Below are 25,911 nucleotides of genomic sequence, written 5' to 3'. Positions count from 1 at the left end.
AGACGTGCAGAGTTGGATTACGGGCCCCGAAAGATAGCGAAGTTCGCCCGGCCTGGGAACGCCTTGCACAGCCCGTTGACGGGTCGAGACGGGAACGTGCCGGAGCGGGCCCGTGCCCCGGCTCCGGCGGCCGTTACAGCAGCTCCCGCTCGTCCGTCCGTACGAGCCGGGCGTCCCCGGCGTCGTCCGCGCGGGCCTGCTCCAGGCGCAGCCGGGCGCTGTCCCGGCCGCGGAGGGTGAGCGTCATCAGCTGGTTGCCGAACCACGGCCCGCCGGTCTTCCGCCAGCCGACGCCCGGCGCGGCGAGCCGGCCGTGCCGGGCGAGGACGCGGCCGAGGAGCCGCCCGGCCCGGCTCCAGCCGAACCGGAACCCGGCCCGGATCGGGGCGGGGACGCTGTTGTGCATGGGTGAGCAGGTCAGCTGCGCGATCGCGGCCCGCGGCCGGTCCGGCCCGGCGCCCCGCTCCGGCCACCGCGGCTCGGCGACGTAGGCGTGGTGCACGTCGCCGGAGAGCACGAGCACCGAGGCCGGCGCCCGCTCGCCGCGGCCGGCCTCGGCGACGAGGTCCGTCAGCTCGGCGAACGACCGCGGGAAGGCCGCCCAGTGCTCCAGGTCCGCGCTCTGGCGCAGCTTCTCGCCCAGCCGCGCCCAGCGCTCCCCGCGCTCGCCCGCGCAGAGCGCGGCGTTCCACCCCTCGGCGGCGTGCACCGCGGGCGGCAGCAGCCACGGCAGCGACGTGCCGATGAGGAGGTGGTCGTACGCGCCGGGGTCGTCCAGCGCCTGCCGGCGCACCCACTCCATCTCGTCCGGGTCGACCAGCGCGCGGTTCTTCTCCTCCAGCACCCGCGCGGCGCGCGAGTCGACCATCAGCAGCCGGGTGCGGCCGAGGTCGCGGCGGTAGCTCCAGCGCACGAAGGCGGGGTCGGCGTCCGCGCGCTCGGCGAACTCGCGCAGCACCGCCGTGCCGTCGCCGGTCTCGCGCACGGCCGCGTAGAGCGGGTCGGTGGCCAGCTCGCCGGGGGAGAGGTTGCCGAGGTGCTGGTAGACCCAGTACGACATCAGGCCGCCGAGGATCCGCTCGCGCCACCAGGGCTCGGCGCGTATCGACGCCAGCCAGGCGGCGGAGGTGTTCCAGTCGTCGATCACGTCGTGGTCGTCGAAGATCATGCAGCTGGGTACGGAGGCCAGCAGCCGGCGCACCTCGGGGTCGAGCCAGGACTCCTCGTAGAGGTGGGTGTACTCCTCGTAGTCCGCGATCTGGTCGCCCGGCGGCACCCCGAGGTCGCGGCGGGCCGCGAGGTACTCGCGGGTGGCGGCGGAGGTCTCGTCCGCGTACACCTGGTCGCCGAGGAGGAGCAGGACGTCGGGGCGCTCGGCGGCGGGGTCGCGGTCCAGCCGGCGGGACAGGGTGTCGAGGGCGTCCGGCCCGGCGGGGTCGTGGCCGCCGCCGGGCTTCGCCGCCCAGCGGCAGGAGCCGAAGGCGACGCGCAGCGCCTCGCCGGCGGCGGGGGTGCGGACGGTGCTCGCGGGGTCGCCGGGCAGCGGCCAGACCTCGTGGCCGTCGAGGAGTACGCGGTACGGGGTGGCGGTGCCCGGCGTCAGGCCGGTGACGGGGACCAGGGCGTAGTGGTGGCCGCCGACCCGCCAGGTGCGGGTGCTGCCGCCGGCGCCGTCCGCGCAGCGGACCTCGGCCTCGCACGGGGCGGAGGTCTCGACCCAGACCGTGGCGCGGGTGCCGTCGGCGTACCGCAGCAGCGGCCCCAGCCGCAGTTCCGCCATCGCCGCCTCCTCGACCCGCCGGTTTCACGCCACCACGGGGGAACGCCCGGACCTGCCGGGAGGTTCCGCGGGCGCGGTGCGGCGCCCGCCGCCCGGGTCAGGCGACGGCCGGCGCGGGGACGGCGAGGCGCCCGGGCACGAGCGATTCGAGCAGCGCCAGGCAGCGCGCGAAGGACTGCCACTCGCAGTCCCGGTCGCCGTCCCCGTCGGCGTCCACGTCCGCCGGGCCGCCGGTCCCGGCGGGCGCGGTGAACCGGGACCACACGGCCTTGCCGACCGGCCCCGGGGCACTCCAGCCCCATGCGTCACTGAGGGTCGCCACTATTTGCAGTCCGCGCCCGGACTCGGCGATGTCGTCGGCCTCGCACGGCGCCGGCACGCCCTCGCCCGGGTCGAAGACCGCGCAGACGACCTCGCCGCCGCGGCGTATGAGGGTGAGCGTGACGGGCTGCGGCTCGGGCACGGGCAGCGGGGCGGCGCCCGGGACGCCGTGGCGCACCGCGTTGGTCACCAGCTCGGAGACGACGCACTCGACGCTGTCGGACAGCTCGGCGAGGTCCCAGGCGCGCAGCGTGGCACGTACCGTGCGGCGGGCTTCGCCTATCGATCGCGGGTGGGCGTCGAGGGCGCAGGCGGCGAACGCGGAAGCCTCGGCCCGCTCCCCGGAGGCTGCCGCCATGCCCATACCCCGATCATGATGCCGTCATGGAACGCACTGGTCGTTTCAATGGTGAGTGATGCAGACCTCTCGATGCAAGTACAGATGCACTTTCATCCGCAAGCACAGTTGCACATCCCGCGGTCGGCGCGCGTTTCGGACGCGTGCGGCGTCCGGCCGGTCACACAGCGCGTACGTCCACCCGGCGGATGACCGGCACGACGCGGCAGGCCGCCTCGGCGGGACGCCGGCCGCCGCGCAGCCCGGCGCGGGCGAAGGCCGCCGCCCGCCGCCCGCCCGGTTCCCCGGCCGCGGCTCAGAACAGCCGGGTCAGCGCCGAGGCGTCCACCGCGTGCAGCGGCTCCTTGCCCGCCAGCAGCCGCAGCACCTCGGCGACCGCGGACGCGCCCAGGCGCTCGCGGCACTCCGCCGTGCCCGCCGCCTGGTGCGGCGTCAGCAGCACGTTCGGCAGCTGCCGGAACGGGTGCCCGGCGGGCAGCGGCTCGGCGTCGAAGACGTCGAGGGCCGCGTCGATGCGCCCGGTGCGCAGCTCCGCCAGCAGCGCGTCCTCGTCCACCAGCCACGAGCGCGCGGTGTTGACCAGCCCGGCGCCGTCGGGCAGCAGCGCCAGCCGTTCGGCGCCGAGCAGCCGCCGGGTGGCCCGGGTCGCCGGGGCGTGCACCGCCACGACGCGGCTGGTGCGCAGCAGCTCGTCCAGCGGCAGCGGCGTCACGCCCAGCTCCGCCGCCCCGGCCGCGGAGAGGTACGGGTCGGTCACCGCCACCCGGGCGCCGCACGCCCGGACCAGCGAGATGTACGCGCGGCCCGTGCGGGAGGCGCCGATGACGCCGACGGTGCTCGCGCCCAGCTCGTGCCGCGGCGGCGCCTCCCGGGCGCCGTCCCAGTCCGCGCCGCCGCGCAGCGCGTGGTCGAAGCGGTGGACGCGGTGCAGCAGCGCGAGGGTGAACGCGAGCGCCACCTCCGCGACCGGCCGGGCCATCGCGTCGCCGGCCTGCGTGACCCGTACGCCGCGCAGAAAGACGTCCTCGGTGACGTACGGGGCCACGGCGGAGCCGGTGTGCGCGAGGAGTTCGAGGCGGTCGGCCGCCGCGAGGAGCCCGGCGTCGAGCCGCGGCGCGCCCCACGCGGTGACCAGCGCCCGGGCCCCGGGCAGCGCGGCGGCCAGCGCCTCCCGGTCGCGGTGCTCGTCCAGCACGGTCAGCTCCGCCGCGGCCGCGAGCCGCCGCCACTCCCGGCCGGTGAAGAACTGCGCGCGCAGCTCCGGCGGTACGCACACCACCACCCGGTCCCGGGCGCCGCCGCGGTCAGCGGAGCCAGTCATCGAGGTGCTCCTTGACGAAGGCGTCGTCGGTGAGCCACGGGTAGGCGGCGGCGACCCGGGTCAGCTCGTCGGCCTGCCCGGGGGAGAGCGTCTCGGCGGGGTCGAGGCACCAGGTGCCGGCCAGCAGCCCCTGCCGCCGCAGCACCTCGTGCACCCCCGCGATGCAGCCGCGGAACCCGCCCCGGACGTCGAAGACCGCGCTGTTGGCGTCGGTCAGCTGCGGCCGGCGCGCCAGGCACCGCAGCAGCGCCTCGTGGTCCCCGGCGCGGGCGCGGCGCACGTCCGCCAGCAGCCCGGCCGCCGGCCGGGTCCACACCGCCCACTGCCCGAGCAGCCCGCCGGCGAACCAGCGCCGGCCCGCCGCCGTGTCGTACGGGGTGAGCAGGTCGCCGACGATGTCGTCGTCGTTGCCGGTGTAGAGCGCGACCTCCGCGCCGCGGTCGGCGGCGGCGACCGCGCGGACGACGTCCGCGGTGCGGTAGCGGTCGAACGGCGCGATCTTGACGGCGGCCGTCGACGGCTGGTCGGCGAGCGCCGCCCAGAACGCGGGGGACAGGTAGCGGCCGCCGACCGCCTCCTGGAGGTAGAACCCGATGACCGGCAGCACCTCCCCGACGGCCCGCGCCCGCTCCAGCAGCCCCTCCTCGTTGGCGCCCGGGACGGCGGGGCTGAGCAGCACCGCGTCGTAGCCGAGGGACGCGGCGAGCTCGGCCTCGGCGACGGCCTGCGCGGTGTAGCCGCAGGCGCCGGCTATCCTCACCGCCGGCCGGCCGGTGGCCGCGGCGCTCTCCGCCGCGGTCTCCGCGGCGAGTTCGAGCACCGGCCGCAGCAGCCCGACCTGCGGCTCGCGGATGGCGAACTGGGTGGTGTGCACGGCGACGGCGATGCCGCCGGCGCCGGCGGCGAGGTAGTAGCGGGTCAGCGCGCGCTGGCGGCGCTCGTCCAGGCGCCGGTCCGCGGTCAGGGCGAGCGGGTGGGCGGGGATGACGGCGCCGTCGGCGAGGACGTCCAGCGGGGTGGGGCGCTCGGTGGGCATGGGGCGGCTCAGAACCTTCCGTCGCGTACCTGGAACTTGGTGGGCCGGCCGGACAGCGGGAGCCCGCGGCGCAGCCAGTCGGCCTGCCAGCCGACGAGGGTGTGCAGCGGCACGTCCGGGTAGCCGAAGAGAGCGTGGCAGGCCCCGGCGTCGGAGAGGAGTGCCGTGGGGGCCTCGGTTCCCTCGAAGACCGGCCCGGTGCCGAACTCCGCGCCGAACCGGTGCGCCAGCCGGCGCACCGCGGCCGTCTCCGGCCCGGTGACGTTGAGGGTCAGCGGCTCCTCGGCCCGGGCGTGCGGCAGCGCGCGCAGGGCCACCTCGTTGGCGTACCCCTGCCAGACGACGTTCACGTGCCCGGTGGTGACGTCGACGGGCTCACCGGCCCGCACCCGTACGGCGATGTCGGCGAGGACCCCGTAGCGCAGGTCGACCGCGTAGTTGAGGCGCAGCAGCGCCACCTTCGTGCCGTACGTGGCCGCCGCGTGCTCGAAGAGGCGCTCGCGCCCCAGACACGACATGGCGTACTCGCCGACCGGCCCCACCGGGTCGCCCTCGGCCGAGCCGCCGGTGGCGACGGGGACCAGCGGGTAGACGTTGCCGGTAGAGAACGCCGCGACGCGCGCGCCCGCCCAGCGGCGGGCGACCCGCTCCGGCAGCCCCGCGTTCACCGCCCAGGCGTGCGAGGGCGCCCCGGCGGAGCCGAACTTGGCGCCGACCATGAACACGACGTTCCCGGCGTCCGGCAGCGCGGCCAGGCCGGCGTCCGGGTCCATCAGGTCGTGGGCGACGGTGCGCACCCCCGCGGCCTCCAGCCGCCCGGCCGCGGCGCGGTCCGACCAGCGGGACACCGCGTGCACCGCGACGTCCGTACGGCCCGCGGCGTCCAGCGCGTGCCGCGCCAGCCGGGCCAGGCTCGGCCCCATCTTGCCGCCGGCGCCGAGCACCAGCAGGTCGCCCTCCAGCCGGGCCAGGTCCGCGACCAGCCCCGCCGAGGGGGTCGCCAGGCGCTCTTCGAGCGCTTTCTCGTCAGCGAACACGATCGGTTCTCACCCCTTGATCCCGGACGCCGTGACGCCCTCGGTGAAGTAGCGCTGGCCCACCAGATAGGCGGCGAAGATGGGCACGAACGCGATGACGGAGCCGGACAGCACGACGTTCAGCGGCACGTTCTGCTGCTGGAGGGACGCGATGCCGACGGTGAGCGTGCGCATGTCCGTGGACTGCCCGACGACCAGCGGCCACAGGAAGTCGTTCCAGTGCCACAGGAAGACGAAGACCCCCAGGGTGGCCAGGATCGGCTTGAGCAGCGGCAGCACGATGCGGCCGAAGATCTGCAGCTCGCTGCACCCGTCCAGCCGCGCGGCCTCGAACAGCTCGTCCGGCAGCCCCTGGATGAACTGCCGCATGAGGAACACCGCCTGGGCGTTGGCCAGCGTCGGCACGATCAGGCCCCAGTACGTGTCCACGCCGCCGAGCTTCGCGATCATCGCGAACGTCGGGATCATCGTGACGTGGTACGGGACCATCACCATCGACAGGAACGACCAGAACATCGCCTCCCGGCCCGGGAACCGCTTCTTGGCGAAGGCGTAGCCCGCCAGCGACGACAGCAGCAGCACGCCGACGACCGACGTCAGCGAGTACACCAGGGTGTTGAGCAGCCAGCGCGGCACGTCCTGGGAGTCCATGACGCTGCGGTACGCCTCGCCGCCGAGCGGCCACGGCACCAGGCTGGACGGGAACTCCACCGCCGCGGCGGGCTTCAGCGACAGCACCACCATCGCGTAGAACGGGAAGACGGTGACCACGGCGGCCAGGGTCAGCAGCAGGGCGCGGCCGATCCGGCCGCCGGTGCTGCCGCGCAGCCCGTGCGGTACGGAGTCGCGGCGCGCGGCGCGGCGCAGGCGGCGTTCGGCGCGCCGGGCGGCCGCCGCCGCGGCGCGGTCCCGGCCGGGGCGGGGCGCCGCGGGCGGACCGGCCGGCGGGTCGGTGCGCGGGGTCCGCGCGGGGGCCGAGGTCATGGTCAGTCGTCCTTCCCGATCGTCAGCCGCTGGACCACCGCGACCACCAGCGTCAGCGCGAAGAGCGCCACGCCGATCGCCGCCGCGTAGCCCAGGTCGAAGTACGTGAAGCCGGCGTCGTAGAGCTGGAAGACCAGCGTGTAGCTGGAGTTGGCGGGGCCGCCGCCGGTCATCGTGTAGACCGCGTCGAAGACCTGGAACGAGGCCGTCGTCTCGATCACCGCGAGGAAGAACAGCGCCGGCCGCAGCTGCGGCAGCACGATGTGGCGGAACCGCTGCCACGGCCCGGCCCCGTCGGTGAGCGCGGCCTCCTCCAGCTCCCGCGGGATGTCCTGCATCCGGGCCAGCAGGATGAGCATCCCGTAGCCGAACCGCGACCAGATGCCGACCAGCGCCAGCGCGGGCACCACCAGCGTGTCGTGGGAGAGCCAGGACTCCTCGGGCAGCCCGAGCCAGCCGGTCACCGTGGACCACGGGCCGCCGGTGGAGAAGATCCACACGAAAACGGTGGCGGCCAGCACCAGCGAGGTGACGACCGGCAGGAAGAACACCGAGCGGAAGACCTTCGAGCCGCGGAACGCGCGCCGGGTCAGGAGTGCGAGCCCCACCGAGACCGCGATGGTGCCGGGCACGGCCAGCACCGTGTAGACCACGGTGACCTTCAGCGCGTCCCAGAACAGCGGGTCGTCCTTGAGCCGGGTGAAGTTGTCGGCGCCGATGAAGCTGCCGCCCCCGGTGAGGGTGTAGTCGGTGAAGCTCATCAGCACCCCGGCGACGGCGGGGCCGAACCGGAAGGCGAGGAAGAGCAGGAAGCACGGCAGGACGAACAGCAGGCCGATCCGGGCCTCGCGGCGCGCGTGCGGCCCGCTGCGGGGCGTCCGCCTCTTCCGGGTGGGTTCCGCGACGACTGCCACGGTGGGTCTCCTTGCGGTACGGGGGTGGTGCGGTGGAAGCGCGGCCGGCCGGCGGCGGGGTTCGGCGCCGGCGGCCGGCCGCGCGGTCAGCGGGCGATCTGGGCGTCGGCCGCCTCGGCGGCCGCCTTCAGCGCGTCCTCGGGGCTCTTCCTGCCGAGCAGCGCGGCCTGCAGCTCGGGCGCGAGCACGCCCATCACCTCGCGCGCCTTCTCCTGAAGCGGCCCGGCGTTCATGGCGGGCAGCGTGTCGGCGACGGCCTGCTGAAGCTCGTCGTCCGGGTAGAGCTCGGCCGCGGAGGTACGGGCCGGGAAGTAGCCGGCGCCCTTCTCCAGCTCGGCGGCGTTCTCCGGCCGGGCGACGAAGTTGATCCACTTGCCGGCCGCCTCGGCGTCGGCGCCCTTCAGCATCGACAGCGCGCCGACCGTGCCGTAGCCCACCGACTCCTTCCCGGTCAGCGGCGGCCGGACGACGATGTTCTCGCGCCCCCAGAACGGCTCGACGTCGGTCGTGACGTTGGTCCAGGTGCAGGCGACCTTGCCCTTGGCGACCGGCGTCTGCTCCAGGTTCGGCGTGGTGGTGACCAGGTCCCGGGGCGCCCAGCCCTCCTCGACGAACTCGGTGAGGTAGGTCAGCGCCTCGACCCCCGCCGCGTCGTCGAACGCCACGGACTCGCCGTCCTCGGCGAACACCTCGCCGCCGGCCTGCCACAGCAGCGGGTAGAACGTCATGTTGAGCGTCTGCGCGGTGTCGCCGGTGTAGCTGAGCGCGTAGTAGCCCTCGTCCTTCATCTTCGGGCCCAGCGCCTTCAGGTCCTCCCAGGTCTCGGGGTAGGAGTCCTCACCGACCGCCTCGAAGACCCGCTTGTCGCAGATCAGCGGGTTGGCGCTGGTGAGGACCGGGGTGCCGAGCACTTCGCCGGAGACGGTGACCGACGACAGCGCGAAGTCGGTGTAGTCGGACCTCGCGCCGGCCGGCATGTAGTCGCCGGCGGGCACGATGTTCGGCGCGTACTTCGGCAGCTGGTCCGGCACCAGGTAAACCACGTCCGGGCCCTTGCCGGAGGCGATGGCGGTGCCCAGGGCGGTGTCGCGGTCGGCCCAGGGGTAGGTCTCCACCTTCACCGAGACGTCCGGGTTCTTCTTCTCGAACTTCTCGACCATGCCGTCCCAGTACTCCTTGTTCTTCGCCTCGTCGAAGATCACGGGGTACGTCCACATGGTGACGGAGCCCTCCCCGCCGCCCGCGCCGTCGCTGCCGCCGCAGCCGGCCAGCGCGACGCCGGCCAGGGCGGTGGCGAGCAGCGGCACGGCGACCGCTCCGGTCCGTGAACGCCGGTGGTGGATCAGGGTCATGGCACTTCCTTCAGAGAGGGGGCGGGATGGAAGGGGGGCGTGGGGGCGGGGGCGGAGGTCAGCGGACCGGCACCGCCTGGACGGTGCCGGTGTGCCGGGCGCGCTCCGCGGCGAACGCGGCGAGGTGGCTGCCGAGCGACGCGGCGGTGCCGGAGCGCAGCACGCCCGGCTCGCCGGTGGCCACGGCCCGTACGAAGGCGTCCATCAGCCCGGCGTCGCCGCCGCCGTGCCCGTCGGCCGCGTTGGAGCCGGTCCCGGCGACGGTGCGGACCGTGGTCCCGCCGGTGCGGAAGTCCTGCACGGTGACGCTCTCGCCGTCGCCGCGCAGCCAGCCGTGGGAGCCGAAGACGCGGGTCCTGCGGTGTGTCTGCTCGGTGAAGGCGACCATCTGGAAGGTGGCGGTGACCCCGCCGGACAGCCGCATGGCGAGGACCTGGTGGTCGACGACGTCGTTGTCGGCGCGGTAGACGCACACCCCGTACGGGCCGGTGCGCAGCGCGTCGATCAGGCCGGGCTCGTCGGTGGCGTCCGTGACGTGGGTGACCGGCCAGACGGGGCCCTTCTCCCGCAGCACCGGCAGGTACAGCTTCTTCGCGCTGTACGGGCAGCCGGCCTCGGCGGCGCAGTCCGTGCAGCGCTCCCCCGCGCCCGCGGGCGCGTTCTCCTCACGGAAGTGCTTCAGCCCGCCGAAGCCGGTGACCTGCTCGATGCGGCGGCCGGTGACGTAGGCGATCCAGTCCAGGTCGTGACAGGACTTGGCCAGCAGCATCGGCGAGGACAGCTCCTCGCTGCGCCACGGGCCGCGCACGTAGCTGTGCGCGTAGTGCCACCAGCCGACCGGCTCCAGGTGGTCCAGCGAGACGATCTCGCCCAGCACCCCGGAGTCCACGACCTCCTTCACCAGGTCGGTGTAGGGCATGTAGCGCATGACGTGGCAGACCGCGAAGAGCACCCCGGACCGCTCGACGCCCGCGACGAGGCGCCGGGTCTCCGCCTCGGTGGGCGCGAGCGGCTTCTCGGCCAGCACCGCGTACCCGGCCCCGGCGAAGGCGAGCACCGGGTCGACGTGGTCGCGGTCCTGGGTGGCGACGACGACCGCGTCGGCGTCCACGCCGGCCGCGGCCAGCGCGCGCCAGCCGTCGAACTCCCGCGGCGCGCCCACCGCCGCCCGCGCGGCCGGGCTCGGGTCGGCGACCGCGACCAGCTCGGCCCGCCCGGGGTGGGCCCGGATCCAGTCGGCGTACGTGCGCCCGCGGTTCCCGGCGCCGGCGACGGCGACGCGGACGGGCCTGGCGGTGACCGGAGGATGCGTGGACACGTGGACTCCTGTGCGGGGTACGGGCGGTCGGAGAGGGCGGAGCGGGGGTGGGCCGGGGCGGGGTCAGAGGCGCAGGTTGCCCGCGGTGTGCACGACGCGGTCGCCCTCGTCGGGCAGCGCGGTCCGGGTCACGCCGTCCTCGACGCAGCCGGTGTGCAGCAGGTGCGAGTCGCCGTCCGCGAACGCGGCGGGCCTCAGCTCCAGCCGCCCGCCGGCGAAGGTGCAGCCCTGCGCCCGGTAGCGGTTGACGCCGCCGTCGAGCGCGAGGTGCGCGGTGGCGTCGTCGGCGGCGGTGGAGTCGACGCCGGTGAGCTGCCAGGTGACCGTACGCTCCGCGCCGCCGCGGGACAGCAGCGCGCCCGCCTTGTTGGTGCCGGTCAGCCGCGCCCCGGCCAGCCGCAGCCGCTGCCCGCCCGCGCCGGTCAGCCGGATCCCGGTGTCGGTGAACACCCCGCCCTCGACGGCGATGTCGGCGTGCGCGTACGACACGGGGCCGGCGCCCGGCGCGCCGGTGACCCGGCAGTGGTCGAGGACCAGCGGCCCGGTGCCGCGGAAGGCCGCGCCGGCGGCGCCGTCGAGGACGACGCGCTCCAGGGTCAGCGCGGCCCCGACCCCGGGCGCGGTGATCTCGGCGCCGGGCGCGAAGGAGAACGCCGAGTCGGCGATGACGTTCGGCCGCGCCGACCGGTCGGAGGACTGGGAGACGATCAGCGGGCCGCTGGCCGTACAGCCGCGCAGCTGCACGCCGTCGGCGTTGACCCACAGCATCCCGGAGCCGTCCAGCGACTCCTTGCCGAGGACGGTGACGTCCTCCAGGGTCAGGTCGGTGACCTTGACGCGGGCGACGAACCAGGAGCACACGTGCCGGCGGACGGTGATCCGCTTGGCCGCGCCGCCCCAGGCGGCGCCGGAGTTGGCGAACGTCATCAGGCCGGAGTTGCCGGTGTAGACGAGGTCGTGCTCGAACTGCCCGTGGGTGACGAACGGGCCCTGGTCGTCGCCGTCGCCGTGGCAGTTGGTGACGTAGCAGTAGGCGGAGGCGGTGAAGTCGTTGAGGTGGCGGGCGTTGGAGGTGCGGCAGTCGGTGACGTGCCCGTAGAGGCAGTAGATCTGCTGGGTGAGGTAGCCCGCGCCGCCGTAGGTGACCGACTTGGGGTTGGCCAGGGTGCAGTTCTCGGTACGGAACCGGGTGCACCAGCGGCGCATGACCACCGGCCAGAAGGTGCCGGTCGCCTCGATGCCGGAGACGTCGCAGCCGACGGCGTACTCGTACGCCACCGGGTGCGAGCCGGTGTACTGGTCGTCGCCGGCGCCCTCGAAGACCACGTTGCGCACGTGCGCCCGCTCGACGGGTCTGACGCGGGTCCAGGTCAGCGTGCGCCCGGCGGCCAGCGGCCAGCCGGTCTGGTAGCCGACGCGGATGTGCGTGGCGTCGACGACCTCGGTGACCTGGACGAGCCGCTGGATCTCCTTCTCGTACCTCCCGGAGCCGGCGGCGTCCGACTCGACCGCCCACCACTGGCCGACGCCGAACGCGCCGGAGTCGCCGACCTCGTACACGTCGGACAGCTCGGGCAGCGCGGCGCCGAGGGTGTGCTCGTGCACGGTGTCGGTGACCTCGCCGCGGAAGAACAGCACCGCGCCGAACGGGTTGTCGTGGCCGTTCTTCTCGATGCCCTCGGTGAGCATCCGGTTGCCGCCGAAGTCCAGTTCGACGTCGGAGCGTGCGGTGGTGTGGCGGCGGGTGAAGAGCAGGTCGGTGCGGGCCTCGATGCGGTGGACGCGCGGGTCGGCGAGCATCCTGTCCAGCGCGTCGTCGGCCGGCCGCTCGGGGCCGGTGTGGCCGTAGTCGCGGAAGTCGGCGACGCCCCGGCGGCTTCCGCCGCCCCCGCGGGCGGGGGCGGCGGCCTGGGCGGTGCCGGAGGTGGCCGCGGCGGCGCCGGCGGCGGCCAGCCCGGCCAGGCCGGTGGCGCGCAGCATGCTGCGGCGGGCGGTGCTCGGGTGCTGCGGAACGCTCATGGCGGACTTCGCCTTCCGAGAAGGTCCGGGTGGGAGAAGCGTTCCTGCGGTGACTGCCGTGGCGGCGGATGGCCTGGACGGACCGCGGGCCGCCGGCGGTGCCGGTGGCCGGTCCCGGGCGGAAGGGCAGGTGCCGGGGACGGGTCCGGTGGATGTCGCGCCGGTGACCGGGAGGTCTCGGCGGTTGGCTGGAAAGGTACGGCGGCCCCCGCCGATCGGTCAAGGGCCGGTTTTCCCGGCGGGGTTCCCGGGCGGGGCTCCCGGACGGGGCCGGGGGTGCCGCGCGGCGGCGGGGGGCGCTAGCGGGCGGCGGTCCGCGGGGGCGCGGCGTCCGGGCCGCCGTCGTCTCCCGGCCAGCCCAGCTCGCGGCTGATCCGCAGGGCCGCGTCCCGTACGTCGCCGCCCAGCTCCTGGTAGCGCCAGGCCGGCAGGCCCAGCTTGAGGCCGGTGATGCTGACCGCCCCGGCCGAGTCGCCGCGGTCGTCCCGTACCGGCGCGCCGATGCAGATGATCCCCTCGGCGTCCTCCTCGTCGTCCAGCGCGTAGCCGACGCGGGCGATGTCGCGCAGGTGGGCCAGGAACGTGTCCGGGTCGGTGATCGTCCTGTCGGTGCGCCGCGGCAGGCCGTGCCGCTCGATCACGGCCGCCGCCTCGGCCTCGGGCATCGCCGAGAGCAGCGCCTTGCCCAGCCCGGTGCAGTGCGGGAGTTCGCGCTCGCCCATGCGCAGGTCGAGCCGGACGCGGTGGTCGACCTCGACCTGGTCGACGACGACGGCCAGGCCGCCCTCCGGCACGGCCACGCGGGAGGCCATGCCGGTACGGGCGCTGAGGTCGCGCAGCACCGGGTGGGCCAGCCGGCGCAGCGAGACCTGGGACCGGGCGCGGTCGCCGAGCCGGGCCAGCCCCATGCCGAGCCGGTAGCGCCGGCTCATGCCCTCGCCGTCGTCCGAGACCAGGCCGAAGGCGCGCAGCGTCTGCAGGGTGCCGAACGCGGTGCTCTTGGAGACGCCGCAGCGCTGGGCGATCTCGGTGACGCTGAGCCCGTCGCCGGGCGGCGGGGTCGCGAGGGCCTCCAGGATCTCGGCCGCCCGCCCCACGCTCTTGACCCAGTACTTCGGCCGCTCGGCATCCGTTCTGTTCGTCATGACCGAACAGCCTAGGGGGTAGGGCGGGGGTTTCGTCGAGCCCGAGGGGTTGACCGGCGCTTTTTTCGGCCGTAGAGTCTGGCTCTGTTCGGTAAGACAGAACAGCGTTCTGAAAAAGCTTCAACTCATCACCCGCACCACCTTCTTCACCTTCCTGCGACGACTGCCGGGCGGATGGCGCCAAGGGTTCACGGGCCGGGCAGGGCCCGTGGAACCGAGACACTCGACGCAAGGAGCACGCACCATGAGCCCAGGCCCGGACGCCACCACCGCCGGGGCCGGAGCAGCCCTCGCCGAGCGCGCCCAGCGGGTCGTGCCCGGCGGGGTGAACAGCGGCCAGCGCAGCATCCCGGGGCTGCCGGGACTCGTCGTCGCCGGCACCGGCGGCGCCCGCTTCCGCACCGCGGACGGGACCGAGTTCACCGACTACCACGCCGCCTTCGGCCCCCCGCTGCTCGGCCACAACGACCCCGACGTGGCCCGCGCCGCCACCGCGGCCGGCGCCGCGCTCGGGCACATGGGCGTCGGCGTCACCGAGGGCGAGATCCGGCTGGCCGAGGAGCTCTGCGAGCTGGTGCCCTCGCTGGAGAAGGTGCTGCTCACCAGCACCGGCAGCGAGGCGACGTTCCACGCGCTGCGGGTGGCCCGGGCCGCCACCGGCCGCCGCCTGGTGGTCAAGTTCCAGGGCTGCTACCACGGCTGGCACGACTCGGTCAGCCTCAACGTGATCTCCGCCGCGGACCGCGTCGGCGGCGCCGACCCCATCTCCGCCGGCATCCTGCCCGAGGTCCTCGACGCCACCCTCGTGCTGCCGTTCAACGACAGCGCCGCCGTGCGCCGCTGCTTCGCCGCGCACGGCGACGACATCGCCGCGGTCATCGTCGAACCCGTCCCGCACAACGTCGGCGCCCTCCTGCCGTACCCGGACTTCCTGACCACCCTGCGCGAGGAGACGGCGAAGGCCGGCAGCGTGCTCGTCTTCGACGAGGTCATCACCGGCGTCCGCCACTCCCTCGGCGGCTGGCAGCAGGTCTCCGGCGTCACCCCCGATCTCACCACCCTCGGCAAGGCCATCGCCAACGGCGCCCCCGCCGGCGCCATCGGCGGCCGGGCCGACCTCATGGAGCTGTTCTCCACCCGCCCCGGCGCCCCCGCGTTCTTCGCCGGCACGTACAACGGCCACCCCTCCGTCGTGGCCGCCGCGCTCGCCACGCTGAAGAAGCTGCGCGAGGAGCCCGTCCACGACCACGTCTTCCGCCTCGGCGAGCGGGTACGCGCCGGGCTGCGCACCGTCTACCGGCGCCTCGGCGTGCCCGTCGCCGTCACCGGCCACGGCTCGGTCTTCGTCACCTACTTCATGCCCGGCTACGACGGCGGCGCGGAGCGCACCCCGCGGACGTACACCGACCTGCTCGCCAACGACGCCGGGCTCTTCGTCGGCTACCGCCGCCGGCTGCTGGCGCAGGGGATCTTCGAGCTGCCGCTCAACCTCAAACGCAGCCACCTCTCCTACGCCCACACCGACGCCGACGTCGACCGGCTGCTGGAAGCCACCGAGACGGCCGTCGCCGCCGCACTCGCCGACGGCGGCGCCCGCGACCTGGAGCACGCCTCCACCATGGGTGGCGCGCCCCGCGCCGGCTCCGCCGCCGCGGCCGGGCGGGACGGGGCGGCCCGCTGATGCTCACCGTCGACACCTCCCGCCCCACCGGCCCGGCCGGCCGGATCAGCCGCGTCGAGACCCTGATGCTCGGCACCGCCTGGCGCGACTTCGGCTACGTCCGCGTCCACACCGACGAGGGCCTGTCCGGCGTCGGCGAGATCACCCACCCGTACCGCGGCCGCGAGGTCTGCGCGCTCGCCGAGGCGATGTCCCGCCGCCACCTCCTCGGCGCCGACCCCTTCGACGTCGAGGAGATCTGGCTGCGGCTGCACCAGGGCGACTTCCTGCGCGGCGGCGACGTCGGCGGCGTCGTCCTCTCCGGCCTCGACCAGGCGCTCTACGACCTCATGGGCAAGGCGCTCGGCGTCCCCGCCTACCGCCTCACCGGCGGCGCCTGCCGCGACCGCGTCCCCGTCTACGCCAACGGCTGGTACGACGGCGAGCGCGACCCCGGCGTCTTCGCCGCCAAGGCCCGCGACACCGTCGCCCGGGGCTACCGCGCGCTGAAGTTCGACCCCTTCGGCTCCGGGCTGCACGAGCTGAGCCCCGCCGAGCTGCGCCGCTCGGTCGGCCTCGTCGAAGCGGTGCGCGAGGCGATCGGCCCGGACGTCGAGCTGTTCGTCGAGGGCCACGCCCGCTTCGCCATGCCGACCGCGGTACGGCTGGTGCACGAGCTGGCGCCGTACGGCATCGGCTGGCTGGAGGAGCCGCTGCCCTGGACGCACATCGAGCGCTACGCCGAACTGCGCCTGCGCGCGCCGTTCCCCCTCGCCGGCGGCGAGCACTTCCACGACCGCTACGAGTACAAGCAGCTCTTCGCCACCGGCGCCGTCGACATCGTCCAGCCCGACCTGTCCATGGCCGGCGGCCTCACCGAGGTGCGCAAGATCGCGGCCATCGCCGACGCGCACGGCATGCTCGTCGCCCCGCACAACTCCAACTCGCCGCTGTGCACCACCGTCTCCGTACACGCGGCCCTCGGCATCCCCAACCTCAAGGTGCTGGAGACCTTCGACGGGCTGCTGGAGCCGTACGTCTTCGACGCCCTGCCCGGCGCGCTGCCCGTCGCCGACGGCCACGTCGGGCTGCCCACCGCCCCCGGCCTCGGCGTCGAACTCGCCGACGAGGTCTTCGCCGAGCACCCGCCGACCCACCGCTTCTGGAACATGTTCGAGGACGGCTGGGAGAAACGGGACAGGAGCACCCCCGCATGATCACCGACGTCCACTCCCACCTCTTCCGGCCCGGCGCGGACTTCGACGAGTCCTTCCGCGCCGCGGCCGCCCACGCCCACGCCGGCGAGGTGGACCTGACGGTGCGCTGGGAGGACTACGCCGCCGGCGCCCCCGCCGGCACCCGCACGATCGTCGTCGGCGGCAAGGCCCGCAGGAGCGGGCTGTGGGTCGACGACGCCGCGGTGGCCGCGTACGCCGCGGCCCGCCCCGACCGGCTGACCGGCTACCTCTCGCTCGACCCCACCCAGCCCGGCTGGCAGGACGAACTCCGCCACGGCCACCAGGAGCTGGGCCTGCGCGGGATCAAACTGATGCCGATGTACGCCGGCTTCGACCCCGCCGACCCGGCGTACGACGACCTCTTCGGCTACGCCGAACGCCACGGCCTGCCGCTGCTGGTGCACACCGGCACGACCTTCGTCCCCGCCGCCCCGCTCGCGTACGCGATGCCCCGGCACCTGGACGAGGTCGCCATCCGCCACCCCGGGCTGCGGATGGTCCTCGCCCACCTCGGCCACCCCTTCGAGGGCGAGTGCATCGCGGTCATCCGCAAGCACCCGCACGTCTACGCGGACGTCAGCGCCCTGCACTACCGGCCGTTCCAGCTCTGGCACAGCCTGCGGCTGGTGCAGGACTACGGCGTCTGGCACAAGCTGCTGTTCGGCAGCGACTACCCGTTCACCACGGTCGACGACTCGGTCGCCGGGCTGCGCGAGATCGCCCGGATCCCGGGGATCCCGGGGCTGCCGCCGCTGGACGCCGACGAGGTGGAGAAGCTGATCCACCGGCCGGCCCTCGACCTGCTGGGGCTGTCGTGACCGGCGGCCGGCCCGGCGCGGGGGACGGGCGGCCCGGCCCGGGGGAGCCGGCCGCCGGGCGGTTCGACCTCGCCGGCCGCACCGCCGTCGTCACCGGCGCCGCCCGCGGCCTCGGCCGCGCCTTCGCCGCCGGGCTCGCCGAGGCGGGCGCCGACCTCGTCCTCGTCGACCTCCCGGACGCCCCCGGGCTGGCGGAGACGGCCGCGGCGGTACGGGCGCACGGCCGGCGGGCGCGGACGTACGGCCAGGACCTCGCGCGCCTCCCGGAGCTGGCCGGGCTCGCCGACCGGATCCGGGAGGCGGCCGGCCCGGTGCACATCCTGGTCAACAACGCGGGCACGGCGGCCCTGGAGCGCTTCAACGAGATCACCGAGGAGAGCTGGTCGCGGGTCATGCGCGTCAACGCCGACGCCGTGTTCTTCCTCTCCCAGCGCCTCGCCGAACACATGGTGGCCGACGCCGTCCCGGGCCGGATCATCACGGTCACCTCGAAGAACGCGCTCGTCGCCGAGGCGGGCCTCGCCCACTACAACGCCGCCAAGGCCGCCGCCCAGATGCTCACCGAGACCCTGGCGGTGGAGCTGGCCCCGCACGGCATCACCGCCAACACCCTGGCGCCCGGCATGGTCGACACCCCCATCGACGGCGGGTTCCCGCTGGCGCGGGAGGGCTTCGAGGCGGCGTACCGCGAACGGATCCCGCTGGGCCGCTACGCCCGGCCGGAGGAGTGCGTGGGCGCGCTGCTGCTGCTCGCCTCGGACGCCGGCGCGTACCTCACCGGGGCCCGGCTCGTCGTGGACGGCGGCGTGCTCGCCGACCAGATGCCGCGGATGCGCTTCATGCCCCCGTACCGCAACAGCCTCGCGCCCCCGGGTCCGTGACCGCCCCGGTCAGCCGCCGGACAGCGGGAGGAAGGCGAGCCGGGCGCGCTTCGCCGGCAGGTGCACCTCCGGCAGGTCGACCTCCGGAAGCGTGATCTCCGGACCGGTGACGAAGCCCGCGCGGCGCATCCGGGCGAGCGCGGGGCCGTTGCCCGCGTCCGGCTCGACCACCAGGCGGCGCGCGCCGCCCGCCGCGGCGAAACCGGTGACGGCCTGGATCAGCGCGGCGGTGAAGCCGGGCCGGGCGGCACCGGCCGCCGGGCCGACGAGCAGGTGAATGCCGAGGTCGCCCGGCTCGACCGGGTAGCACGCGGAGACCCGGTCGGCGGCCGGGTCGTACGTCTGGAGCAGCGCGACCGGCTCGCCGTCCAGCAACATCAGGTGGGCGTGGTGGGTGGTCAGCGTGTCCATGTGGGCGTAGACGTCGCGGACGTCCCGGCGCGACAGCCCGGTCATGCCCCAGAAGCGGGCGCGCTCCGCCGTGACCCAGCCGTGCAGCAGCGCGGCGTCCGCGTCCGGGTCGACGGGCACGACGCGGACGGCGCCGAGGCCCGCGGCCTCGCACGCGTAGCGCGGGGTCCGGTCGCGGGGCGCGGGGCGGGCGGTCGTCATGGAACCCTCCTTGAGGGCCTGCCAGTCGGTGAGTACGGGAACGAGTCCGCCGCGCAGCCACGGCTCCAGCTGGTCGCGGTGGTGCGGGGAGCCGGGGACCCCGGAGGCGCCGAAGGGGACCACCCAGCGGCTCTCCTCGCGGCGGGCGACGTCCCAGACGTAGCGGGCGGCGGGGGCGCGGAGGCACCGGTCGGTGACGCCGGGGACGGCGGCGGTGGCCAGCACGCAGTCGTGGTCGCCGGCCAGGCCCGGCCACTCGGCGTCCCCGTCGGGCAGCGCCTGCCACGGCGCCAGCCGGTGCGCCTCGCCCCAGGTCGCCGGCTCGTCCGGCCCGGCCGCGGCCAGGTGTCCCGCGGCCTCCTCGGCGGCGGCGCGGACCAGCGCGGGCCGGTCGATCTCCGGCAGCCGGTCGGTGGTGAGCAGGGTGTTCAGGGCGTACGCGATCCGGGTGCGCAGGTCGAGCCAGGGCAGCAGCGGCCCGGGGTACGGGGGCGGCGACGCCAGCGGCGCCAGCGCGGGGTGCGCGGCCAGGGCGCGTACGACGGCGGAGCGCAGCCGCGCGTACGCCAGCGCGTCGGCGCTGCCGGCGTCCATCCGCCGGTCCCAGCGCAGCAGCCGGTCGCGCAGCTCGCCGGCGGCGGGGCCGAGTCCGCCGGCCCCGGCGAGCAGGTCGAGCAGCGGCCCGGCCGCGGCGGTGTAGGTGTCGGTGTGGACGGCGGCCATGTCCCCGGCGCGCCACCGCTCGCCGCCGGCCAGCAGCGCGCGGATGCGCTCCGCGCGGTACGGCGGGGCGAACTCGGCGCCGAACGGGGCGGCCGGGCCGCGCTCGTTGGCCATCACCGCCGTCCCGCCGGTCACGGGCACGGCCGGCATGGGCGCGTACCGGCCGCGCCACTCGTACGCGGACTCCCACGCGGGCACGGCGCCGTGCAGGTTGGCCTCGTCGCGGACCGGCACCGCGCCGGCGACGCGGTGCAGCAGCCCGCCCTCGGTGTCGGCGGCGAGCACCACGTTGACCGGCTCCGCCCAGCGGTCCAGCGCCGCGTCCACGTCGGCGACGCGGCGCGCCGCGAGCAGCGCGGGCAGCGCGGAGAAGCCCAGGTCCCCGTAGACCCGCGGCGGGTACCGCAGGCTCAGCGCCTCCCACTCGCCGTCCCCGCCGCCCTCCGGCCCGCCGGCGAACACCGGCCCCCGGCCGGTCTCCACGACCTCGACCCGGACCGGCGCCGCGCCGGCCACCTCGACGGTCTCGGAGTGCGCCGCGGCCGGGCGCCAGCCGTCCGGGCCCAGCGCCTCGACCCGCCCCGCGCGGCGGCGCAGCCGCTCGCGGTAGACGTCCTGGTAGTCGGCCATCGCGTGGGTGATGGCCCAGGCGACGCCGCCGGTGTGGCCGAAGTGCGGCAGCCCGGGGACGCCCGGGACGGCGAAGCCGACGACGTCGTACTCCGGGCAGGCCAGGTGGACCTGCTGGTACACCCCGGGGTCCTCGATGAACCGGTGCGGGTCACCGGCGATCAGCGCGCCGCCGCCGGCGGTCCGCTCGCCGGTCACCAGCCAGCCGTTGCTGCCCGCGGTCACCGGCCCGTCGGCGGCGAACAGCGGCACCGCCGCCGCGCCCAGCCGCTCGGCGACCACCTGGCGCCACAGCTTGGCGGGAAGGCCGGCGAAGAGCAGGTGGGTGGAGAGCCACACGGCCAGCGGCGTCCACGGCGACCAGCGTCCGGGCGCGAGCCCGGCCGCGGCGAACTCCGGTGCCGCCGCGGCGCCTTCGGCGAGCCCGGCGTTGACCCCGTCGGCGTACGACGAGAGCCAGCCGGCGGTCCCGGTGTCCTCCTCGGCCAGCCACCGGAAGCAGCGCCGCGCGGTGTCGTCGAGCCGGACGCGGCGGACGAGGACGTCCCAGTCGAGGGCGGAGGCGCCCAGGAAGGCGGCCGCGGTGCCGGCCGCGCGGTGCCGCTCGGTCTCCAGCTGCCAGGCGCGGTCGACGGCGGCGTTGTGCCCCTGCGCGTGGGCGAGTTCGCGGGGGTCGGCGGCGCGGATGTGGGGGATTCCCCACCGGTCCCGGTACACCTCTGCGCGCACGGCGGTCGCCACCCTTCGCTCGACGGAACTTAGGGTAGCCTAACCAAGAAGTCGGGTGGGGCGCGGTCGGGGGTCCGCGCCCCACCCGGTCGGGGGCCTGCCTCGGTGTCGGATGAGGGCCGTCGGGGGGCCGTACCTCATCCGGACGAGTGGCCGCCCGGGCTTTCCTCCGCGGGTTCGAGCTCGCGGGAGCCGTCGCCGGCCGGCAGCTCCGCGTGCTCGTGGTCGTGGGCGACCGCGCGGTACTCCTCGATGGTCGGCTTCGGGATCTGTGTGCCCGGCCCGAACATGGCGTGCGCCAGTCTGGCGCGCAGCCGGCCGGTGAGGCCCACCGGTGGCCGGCGGACGCCGTTGGCGTCGGTCTCCGGGCCGAGTTCGTACGGCTGCGGCTGCTCGTGGGAGGTGAGCTTGTGCAGCTCCTCCTGCGGCAGCGGCTCGTGCACTTCGATGTACTCGCCGTGCGGCAGCCGCTTGATCATGCCGGTCTCGCGGCCGTGCAGCACCTTGTCGCGGTCGCGCCGCTGCAACGCCAGGCAGATGCGTTTGGTGACGATGAAGGTGAGCACCGGCACCACCACGACCGCGACTCTCAGGGCCCAGGTCACGTGGTTGACCGCGACGTGGAAGTGCGTCGCGAAGATGTCGTTGCCGCCGCCGATGAGGAACAGGACGTAGAGCGCCAGCCAGGAGGTGCCGAGCGCCGTGCGCACCGGCACGTTGCGCGGCCGCTGGAGCAGGTGGTGCTCGCGTTTGTCGCCGGTGATCCACGCCTCGATGAACGGGTACGCGGCGATCGCGATCAGCATGAGCGGGAAGAGGGCGATGGGGATGAACACCCCGAGTGCGAGGGTGTGGCCCCAGGCGTTGATCTCCCAGCCGGGCATGATGCGCACCATGCCCTCGGCGAAGCCCAGATACCAGTCCGGCTGGGCGCCCGTCGACACCTGGTCTGGTCGGTAGGGGCCCACGTTCCAGATCGGGTTGATGGTCGCGACCGCCGCGAGGAAGGCGATGAAGCCGAAGACCAGGAAGAAGAAGCCGCCCGCCTTGGCCACGTACACCGGCATGAACGGCGCGCCGACGACGTTCTTCTCGGTCTTGCCGGGGCCGCCCCACTGGGTGTGCTTGTGGTAGAAGACCAGGATCAGGTGCGCCACCAGCAGGGCGAGCATGATCCCCGGCAGCACCAGGATGTGCAGGGCGTAGAACCGTGGAATGATCTCGTGCCCGGGGAACTCGTCGCCGAAGAGGAAGAACGTCAGGTACGTCCCGATCACCGGGGTGGAGATGGTGGCGCCCTCGACGAAGCGCAGTCCCGTGCCGGAGAGCAGGTCGTCGGGGAGCGAGTAGCCCAGGAGGCCCTCGAAGAGGCCGATGAAGAGCAGCAGCCAGCCGAACAGCCAGTTGATCTCGCGCGGCTTGCGGAACGAGCCGGTGAAGAAGTGCCGCATCATGTGCACGACCATGCCGGCGACGAAGATGAGCGCGGCCCAGTGGTGGATCTGACGCACCAGCAGACCGCCGCGCACGTCGAACGAGATGTCCAGGGTGGAGGCGTACGCCTCGGACATCCGCACGCCGTTCATCGGCGCGTACGAGCCCTCGTACACGACCTCGTTCATGGAGGGGTTGAAGAACAGCGTCAGGTAGACGCCGGTGAGCATGATGACGATGAAGCTGTAGAGGCAGATCTCGCCCAGCAGGAAGGACCAGTGGTCCGGAAAGACCTTCCTGGCGTACCTCTTCCCGGCGCCGTGCAGTCCGAGCCGGCCGTCGGCCCAGTCGGCGAAGCGCTCACCGGACGACGTCCGGCCGGGCGGACGGGTGCCCATCGCGCCGCGCGATGAGTCTTCCGCCTGTGTTACGGACATGCGGTTGCTCCTGCCTCCTTGGTGCACTCACTCCTAGGACAGGATCAGGAGGCGGAATGTGACACGGACCGGGATCGGTGTGAGCCACGTCACTAAGGGCTCAGGCGTCCGGGAATTCCTGCTCCGTCCAGACGACCTTGCCGCGCGGGGTGAAGCGGACTCCCCAGCGGTCCGCCAACTGGGCGACCAGGAACAGCCCGCGGCCGCCCTCGTCGTTGCTCGTGGCGTGCCGCAGATGCGGCGCGGCGTGGCTGGTGTCGGAGACCTCACAGGTCAGGACCGACTGGCGGATGAGCTTGAGCCCGATGGGGCCGGGGGCGTGCCGGACCGCGTTGGCGAGCAGCTCGCTGACGATCAGCTCGGCCGGCAGCGCCAGCTCCCGCAGCCCCCAGTCCGTGAGCCGCCGGCGCACCAGGTCCCGGGCGTCGGCGAGGGCCGAGGGGCCCGCCGGCAGCTGGACGGAGACCACGTGCTCCGGCGGCAGCGCACGCAGCCGGGCCGCCAGCAGCACCGCGTCGTCGTTCGGGCGCGCGGGCAGCAGGTCCCGTACGACGGCGTCGCACAGGTCCTGCACCGGGCGGTCCTGGTCGGCCAGCGCGCGGCACAGGCGGGGGAGCGAGTCCTCGTGCCGGTCGGGGAGCAGGCCGTTGGTGTAGAGCGCGAGGAGGCTGCCCTCGGGCAGGTCCAGCTCGGTGCTCTCGAACGTGCGGGAGCCGCCGCCCAGCGGCGGCCCGGCCGCCGCGTCCACGACCTCCGTGCCGCCGCCGGGCCGGACGAGCACCGGCGGCGGATGGCCCGCCCGGGCCAGCGTCACCCGCATGGCGATGGGGTCGTGGACGGCGTACACGCAGGTCGCCGCGGGCGCCGTCCGGCCCGGCGCCGCGTCGGCGAACGGATCGGGCGGCTCCTCCATGAGCCGGGACACCAGGGCGTCCAGCTGGCTCAGCAGCTCGTCGGGCGGCAGGTCGAGCCCGGCCATGGTGCCGATCGCCGAACGCAGCCGGCCCATGGTGGCCGCGGCGTGCAGCCCGGAGCCGGTCACGTCGCCCACCACCAGCGCCACCCGGGCACCGGGCAGGGAGATGACGTCGAACCAGTCGCCGCCCGCGCCCCCCGTGCCGGGGAACGTGCCGGGCACGTACGCCAGACCGGCCTCGACGGCGCTGGTCTCCGGCAGCTGCGCGGGCAGCAGGCTGCGCTGGAGGGCGGAGGCGGCGGTGTGGGTGCGGGTCTGCCGGCGGGCGTTGTCGAGGCTGACCGCCGCCACCTCGCCGACCTCGGCGGCCAGCCGGAGGTCCGCGTCGTCGAAGCCGGCGGCGCGCTCGGAGCGGTAGAGGCTGACGAGGCCGAGGAGGGACCCGCGGGCGGTCAGCGGGACGAGGACCAGGGAGTGCGCGCCCTCCGCGGCGCCGGAGGCCGGCGGGTCCCGGATGAGCCGCGGGCGCAGGTCCGTCAGCGCGCTGGACTGCGGCGAGGCGTACGGATAGCGCACCAGCGCGCCGACCCCGCCCCCCGTGGCGTGCGCCCCGGGCGCCACCCCGGCCCGCCGCAGCGCCAGTTCCTCCGCACCGGGCGCCGGCGCCGACTGCTCGCCCCGCCACACCGCGTCGACGATGTCGACCACCGCCGTGTCGGCCAGCGCGGGCACGACGACCGCTGCCAGCTCCCGCGCCACCCGGCCGACGTCGAGCAGCGCCCCGAGCCGCGCCTCCGCCGTGTACAGCAGCTCCAGCCGGGAGCGGGAGCGCTTGCGGTCGGTGATGTCGCGGACGTGGGCGAGCACGCCCACGGGGGCGGCGCCGTCGTCCGCCAGCGGGTACGCGGAGACCGACAGCACCCGGTCGCCGCCGTCGCCGCCGGCCATCCGCACGTTCCGCACCGGGTCGCCGGTCGTCAGCACGTGCCGCAGCAGCCGGTCCAGCTCGGCCCCGTCGGCGACCGCCCCCACGTCCCGGGCGGCCGGCGCGCCGGCGGGCGCGACCGGCGCCGCGGACCCACCGGACTCCGCGGATGCCGCGGACTCCGTGTCCCCGCCGCCCCAGCCGGGCTGCTCGTCCGGGACGCCCGGGAGCCGCCGGGCCGAGGCGTTGGCGCGCAGCAGGCGCAGCTCGGCGTCGAAGACCAGCAGCGCGGAACGCGCCTGGGCGAAGAGCACGCCGAGCAGCAGCGCGTCGAGCCGGCCGTCGAGGGGCTCGCTGGCGTGGGCACTGGCCATGCCCCCTAATCTCGCCCGCGCGAGCCCGTCGCGCATCCGCACGCGGCGCGCCCGCGGACCGGGCGGCGGTCCGCACCCCGGGTCGCCCTCGCCCGTTCGGGCGAGGGGTGCGGCCGCTACCCGCCCGAGTGCTCCGGGGCCGTGCGCTCGTGTTCGCCGTCCTCGCCCGCGCTGCCGGTGGGCGTCGGGGTGGGCGAGTCCGTGGGGGAGGAGGACTGCGAACCGGAGGGCGTGCCGCTCGGCGCCGACACCGTCGCCCGCGACGAGACGGTCGACGACGGGCTGTCCGGCTCTTCGGTGCCGCGGCTGGGGCCGGGCTCCGGCGTCGTCGGGTCCGCCGTCGGGGTGGCCGGCGGCGCCGTGGACGGCCGCGAGCGCTGCGCGCGGTCGGGCGCCTCCGTCCGCCGCTCCACCGCCGGGCCGGTCGCCGGCGACGAGCCGGGGGTGTCCGGGGCGTCCGACGGCAGCGGCCCGAGGCCGTCGTCGGGGCGCTCCTCGGCGCGGGTGGCGTCGGGTGCGCCGGCGCCCCCGAGCACGTTCGCCGCGACCAGCCCGCCGGAGAGCGCCGCCACCCCCGCCGCCGCGAGCGCCGCGAGCCGCGCGCGCGGCGGGCGCCGCCGCCGGCCCCGGCCGTGCCGGGCCCGGCCGGGGCCGGCGGGTGGTGCCGCGGTGTCGCCGTCCGCGGGGGAGTGCGGGTACGGGTCGGTGCCGGCGTACGCCGCCCGGCCCTCGGCGAACAGCTCCAGGTCCCGCGGGTCCGGGCCCGGCACGGCCGGTCCCGGCTCCGGCGGCGGGACCGGGCCGCCGGTCACCCCGGGGCCCGTGCACCAGGGCGCGCCCGCGGCGTCGTGCCACCGTCCGCAAGCCGTGCAGTCAATCATGGCCACCTTTCCTCGCCGTCCTTCCGTGGCGTGGAGGGGTCTGCCGACAACGGCTCAGTCTGCCACCG

Annotated in this window: 19 protein-coding genes; 4 read left to right on the top strand and 15 right to left on the bottom strand. The window is 75.3% G+C overall.

What is annotated here, in order from left to right; all coding sequences use genetic code 11:
- Positions 1-133: 133 nt before the first annotated feature.
- The 11 genes from ACHZ99_RS05710 to ACHZ99_RS05660 all read right to left on the bottom strand — a co-directional run bounded on the left by ACHZ99_RS05710 (position 134) and on the right by ACHZ99_RS05660 (position 13,585).
- Positions 134-1,780 carry an alkaline phosphatase D family protein gene (locus tag ACHZ99_RS05710; protein ID WP_420303265.1) on the bottom strand — a complete coding sequence of 549 codons (1,647 nt, stop codon included), beginning with the start codon at positions 1,778-1,780 and terminating at the stop codon, positions 134-136.
- 97 nt (positions 1,781-1,877) lie between these two features.
- Positions 1,878-2,465, bottom strand: a complete 588-nt coding sequence (locus ACHZ99_RS05705; protein WP_420303264.1) for an ATP-binding protein — start codon at positions 2,463-2,465, stop codon at positions 1,878-1,880.
- Between the two features lie 289 nt (positions 2,466-2,754).
- The gene (locus tag ACHZ99_RS05700) at positions 2,755-3,780 is read right to left on the bottom strand and encodes a hydroxyacid dehydrogenase (protein ID WP_420303263.1); all 1,026 of its coding nucleotides are present in this window, start codon (positions 3,778-3,780) and stop codon (positions 2,755-2,757) included.
- Complete coding sequence (locus ACHZ99_RS05695; protein ID WP_420303262.1) at positions 3,764-4,816, bottom strand: dihydrodipicolinate synthase family protein; 1,053 nt, start codon at positions 4,814-4,816, stop codon at positions 3,764-3,766. Before ACHZ99_RS05695 ends, ACHZ99_RS05700 begins: the two co-directional genes overlap by 17 nt.
- Positions 4,817-4,824: 8 nt before the next feature.
- Positions 4,825-5,853 carry an NAD-dependent epimerase/dehydratase family protein gene (locus ACHZ99_RS05690; protein WP_420303261.1) on the bottom strand — a complete coding sequence of 343 codons (1,029 nt, stop codon included), beginning with the start codon at positions 5,851-5,853 and terminating at the stop codon, positions 4,825-4,827.
- Between the two features lie 9 nt (positions 5,854-5,862).
- Positions 5,863-6,837, bottom strand: coding sequence for a carbohydrate ABC transporter permease (locus ACHZ99_RS05685; RefSeq protein WP_420303260.1), 975 nt, complete (start codon positions 6,835-6,837; stop codon positions 5,863-5,865).
- A gap of 2 nt (positions 6,838-6,839) precedes the next feature.
- Positions 6,840-7,751, bottom strand: coding sequence for a carbohydrate ABC transporter permease (locus ACHZ99_RS05680; protein WP_420303259.1), 912 nt, complete (start codon positions 7,749-7,751; stop codon positions 6,840-6,842).
- A gap of 86 nt (positions 7,752-7,837) precedes the next feature.
- Entirely contained in the window at positions 7,838-9,103 is a 1,266-nt protein-coding gene (locus ACHZ99_RS05675; protein WP_420303258.1) for an extracellular solute-binding protein, read from the bottom strand.
- Positions 9,104-9,161: 58 nt separating this feature from the next.
- On the bottom strand, positions 9,162-10,421 hold the full coding sequence (locus tag ACHZ99_RS05670) for a Gfo/Idh/MocA family protein (protein ID WP_420303257.1): 1,260 nt from the start codon (positions 10,419-10,421) through the stop codon (positions 9,162-9,164).
- A 63-nt stretch (positions 10,422-10,484) separates the two neighbouring features.
- The gene (locus tag ACHZ99_RS05665; protein WP_420303990.1) at positions 10,485-12,401 is read right to left on the bottom strand and encodes a peptidase C14; all 1,917 of its coding nucleotides are present in this window, start codon (positions 12,399-12,401) and stop codon (positions 10,485-10,487) included.
- Between the two features lie 338 nt (positions 12,402-12,739).
- Positions 12,740-13,585, bottom strand: coding sequence for an IclR family transcriptional regulator (locus ACHZ99_RS05660; protein WP_420303256.1), 846 nt, complete (start codon positions 13,583-13,585; stop codon positions 12,740-12,742).
- 244 nt (positions 13,586-13,829) lie between these two features.
- Between ACHZ99_RS05660 and ACHZ99_RS05655 the strand changes: the two genes are divergently transcribed.
- From ACHZ99_RS05655 to ACHZ99_RS05640, 4 genes are read left to right on the top strand one after another with little or no spacing between them, the layout of a single operon-like run.
- A complete protein-coding gene (locus tag ACHZ99_RS05655) occupies positions 13,830-15,266 on the top strand; it encodes an aspartate aminotransferase family protein (RefSeq protein ID WP_420303255.1) in 1,437 nt (478 codons plus the stop codon).
- Positions 15,266-16,462, top strand: a complete 1,197-nt coding sequence (locus tag ACHZ99_RS05650) for a mandelate racemase/muconate lactonizing enzyme family protein (protein ID WP_420303254.1) — start codon at positions 15,266-15,268, stop codon at positions 16,460-16,462. Before ACHZ99_RS05655 ends, ACHZ99_RS05650 begins: the two co-directional genes overlap by 1 nt.
- The gene (locus tag ACHZ99_RS05645; protein ID WP_420303253.1) at positions 16,459-17,301 is read left to right on the top strand and encodes an amidohydrolase family protein; all 843 of its coding nucleotides are present in this window, start codon (positions 16,459-16,461) and stop codon (positions 17,299-17,301) included. Before ACHZ99_RS05650 ends, ACHZ99_RS05645 begins: the two co-directional genes overlap by 4 nt.
- Positions 17,298-18,182 (top strand): SDR family NAD(P)-dependent oxidoreductase, encoded by an 885-nt coding sequence (locus tag ACHZ99_RS05640; protein WP_420303252.1) that lies wholly within the window; start codon positions 17,298-17,300, stop codon positions 18,180-18,182. The genes ACHZ99_RS05645 and ACHZ99_RS05640 overlap by 4 nt, the downstream gene beginning before the upstream one ends.
- Positions 18,183-18,191: 9 nt before the next feature.
- Here ACHZ99_RS05640 and ACHZ99_RS05635 read toward each other — a convergent pair whose 3' ends face one another.
- The 4 genes from ACHZ99_RS05635 to ACHZ99_RS05620 all read right to left on the bottom strand — a co-directional run bounded on the left by ACHZ99_RS05635 (position 18,192) and on the right by ACHZ99_RS05620 (position 25,843).
- Positions 18,192-20,876, bottom strand: a complete 2,685-nt coding sequence (locus ACHZ99_RS05635; protein ID WP_420303251.1) for a GNAT family N-acetyltransferase — start codon at positions 20,874-20,876, stop codon at positions 18,192-18,194.
- A gap of 137 nt (positions 20,877-21,013) precedes the next feature.
- A complete protein-coding gene (locus tag ACHZ99_RS05630; RefSeq protein ID WP_420303989.1) occupies positions 21,014-22,708 on the bottom strand; it encodes a cytochrome b in 1,695 nt (564 codons plus the stop codon).
- A gap of 139 nt (positions 22,709-22,847) precedes the next feature.
- Positions 22,848-24,962 (bottom strand): SpoIIE family protein phosphatase, encoded by a 2,115-nt coding sequence (locus tag ACHZ99_RS05625; RefSeq protein ID WP_420303250.1) that lies wholly within the window; start codon positions 24,960-24,962, stop codon positions 22,848-22,850.
- A gap of 116 nt (positions 24,963-25,078) precedes the next feature.
- The gene (locus ACHZ99_RS05620) at positions 25,079-25,843 is read right to left on the bottom strand and encodes a hypothetical protein (protein WP_420303249.1); all 765 of its coding nucleotides are present in this window, start codon (positions 25,841-25,843) and stop codon (positions 25,079-25,081) included.
- Positions 25,844-25,911 lie beyond the last annotated feature (68 nt).

The organism is Streptomyces sp. MAR4 CNX-425 (assembly GCF_048656465.1).
Taxonomy (GTDB): Bacteria; Actinomycetota; Actinomycetes; order Streptomycetales; family Streptomycetaceae; genus Streptomyces.
The sequence above is the reverse complement of the archived record's forward strand: the minus strand, read 5'-3'. Positions and strand labels throughout refer to the sequence as shown.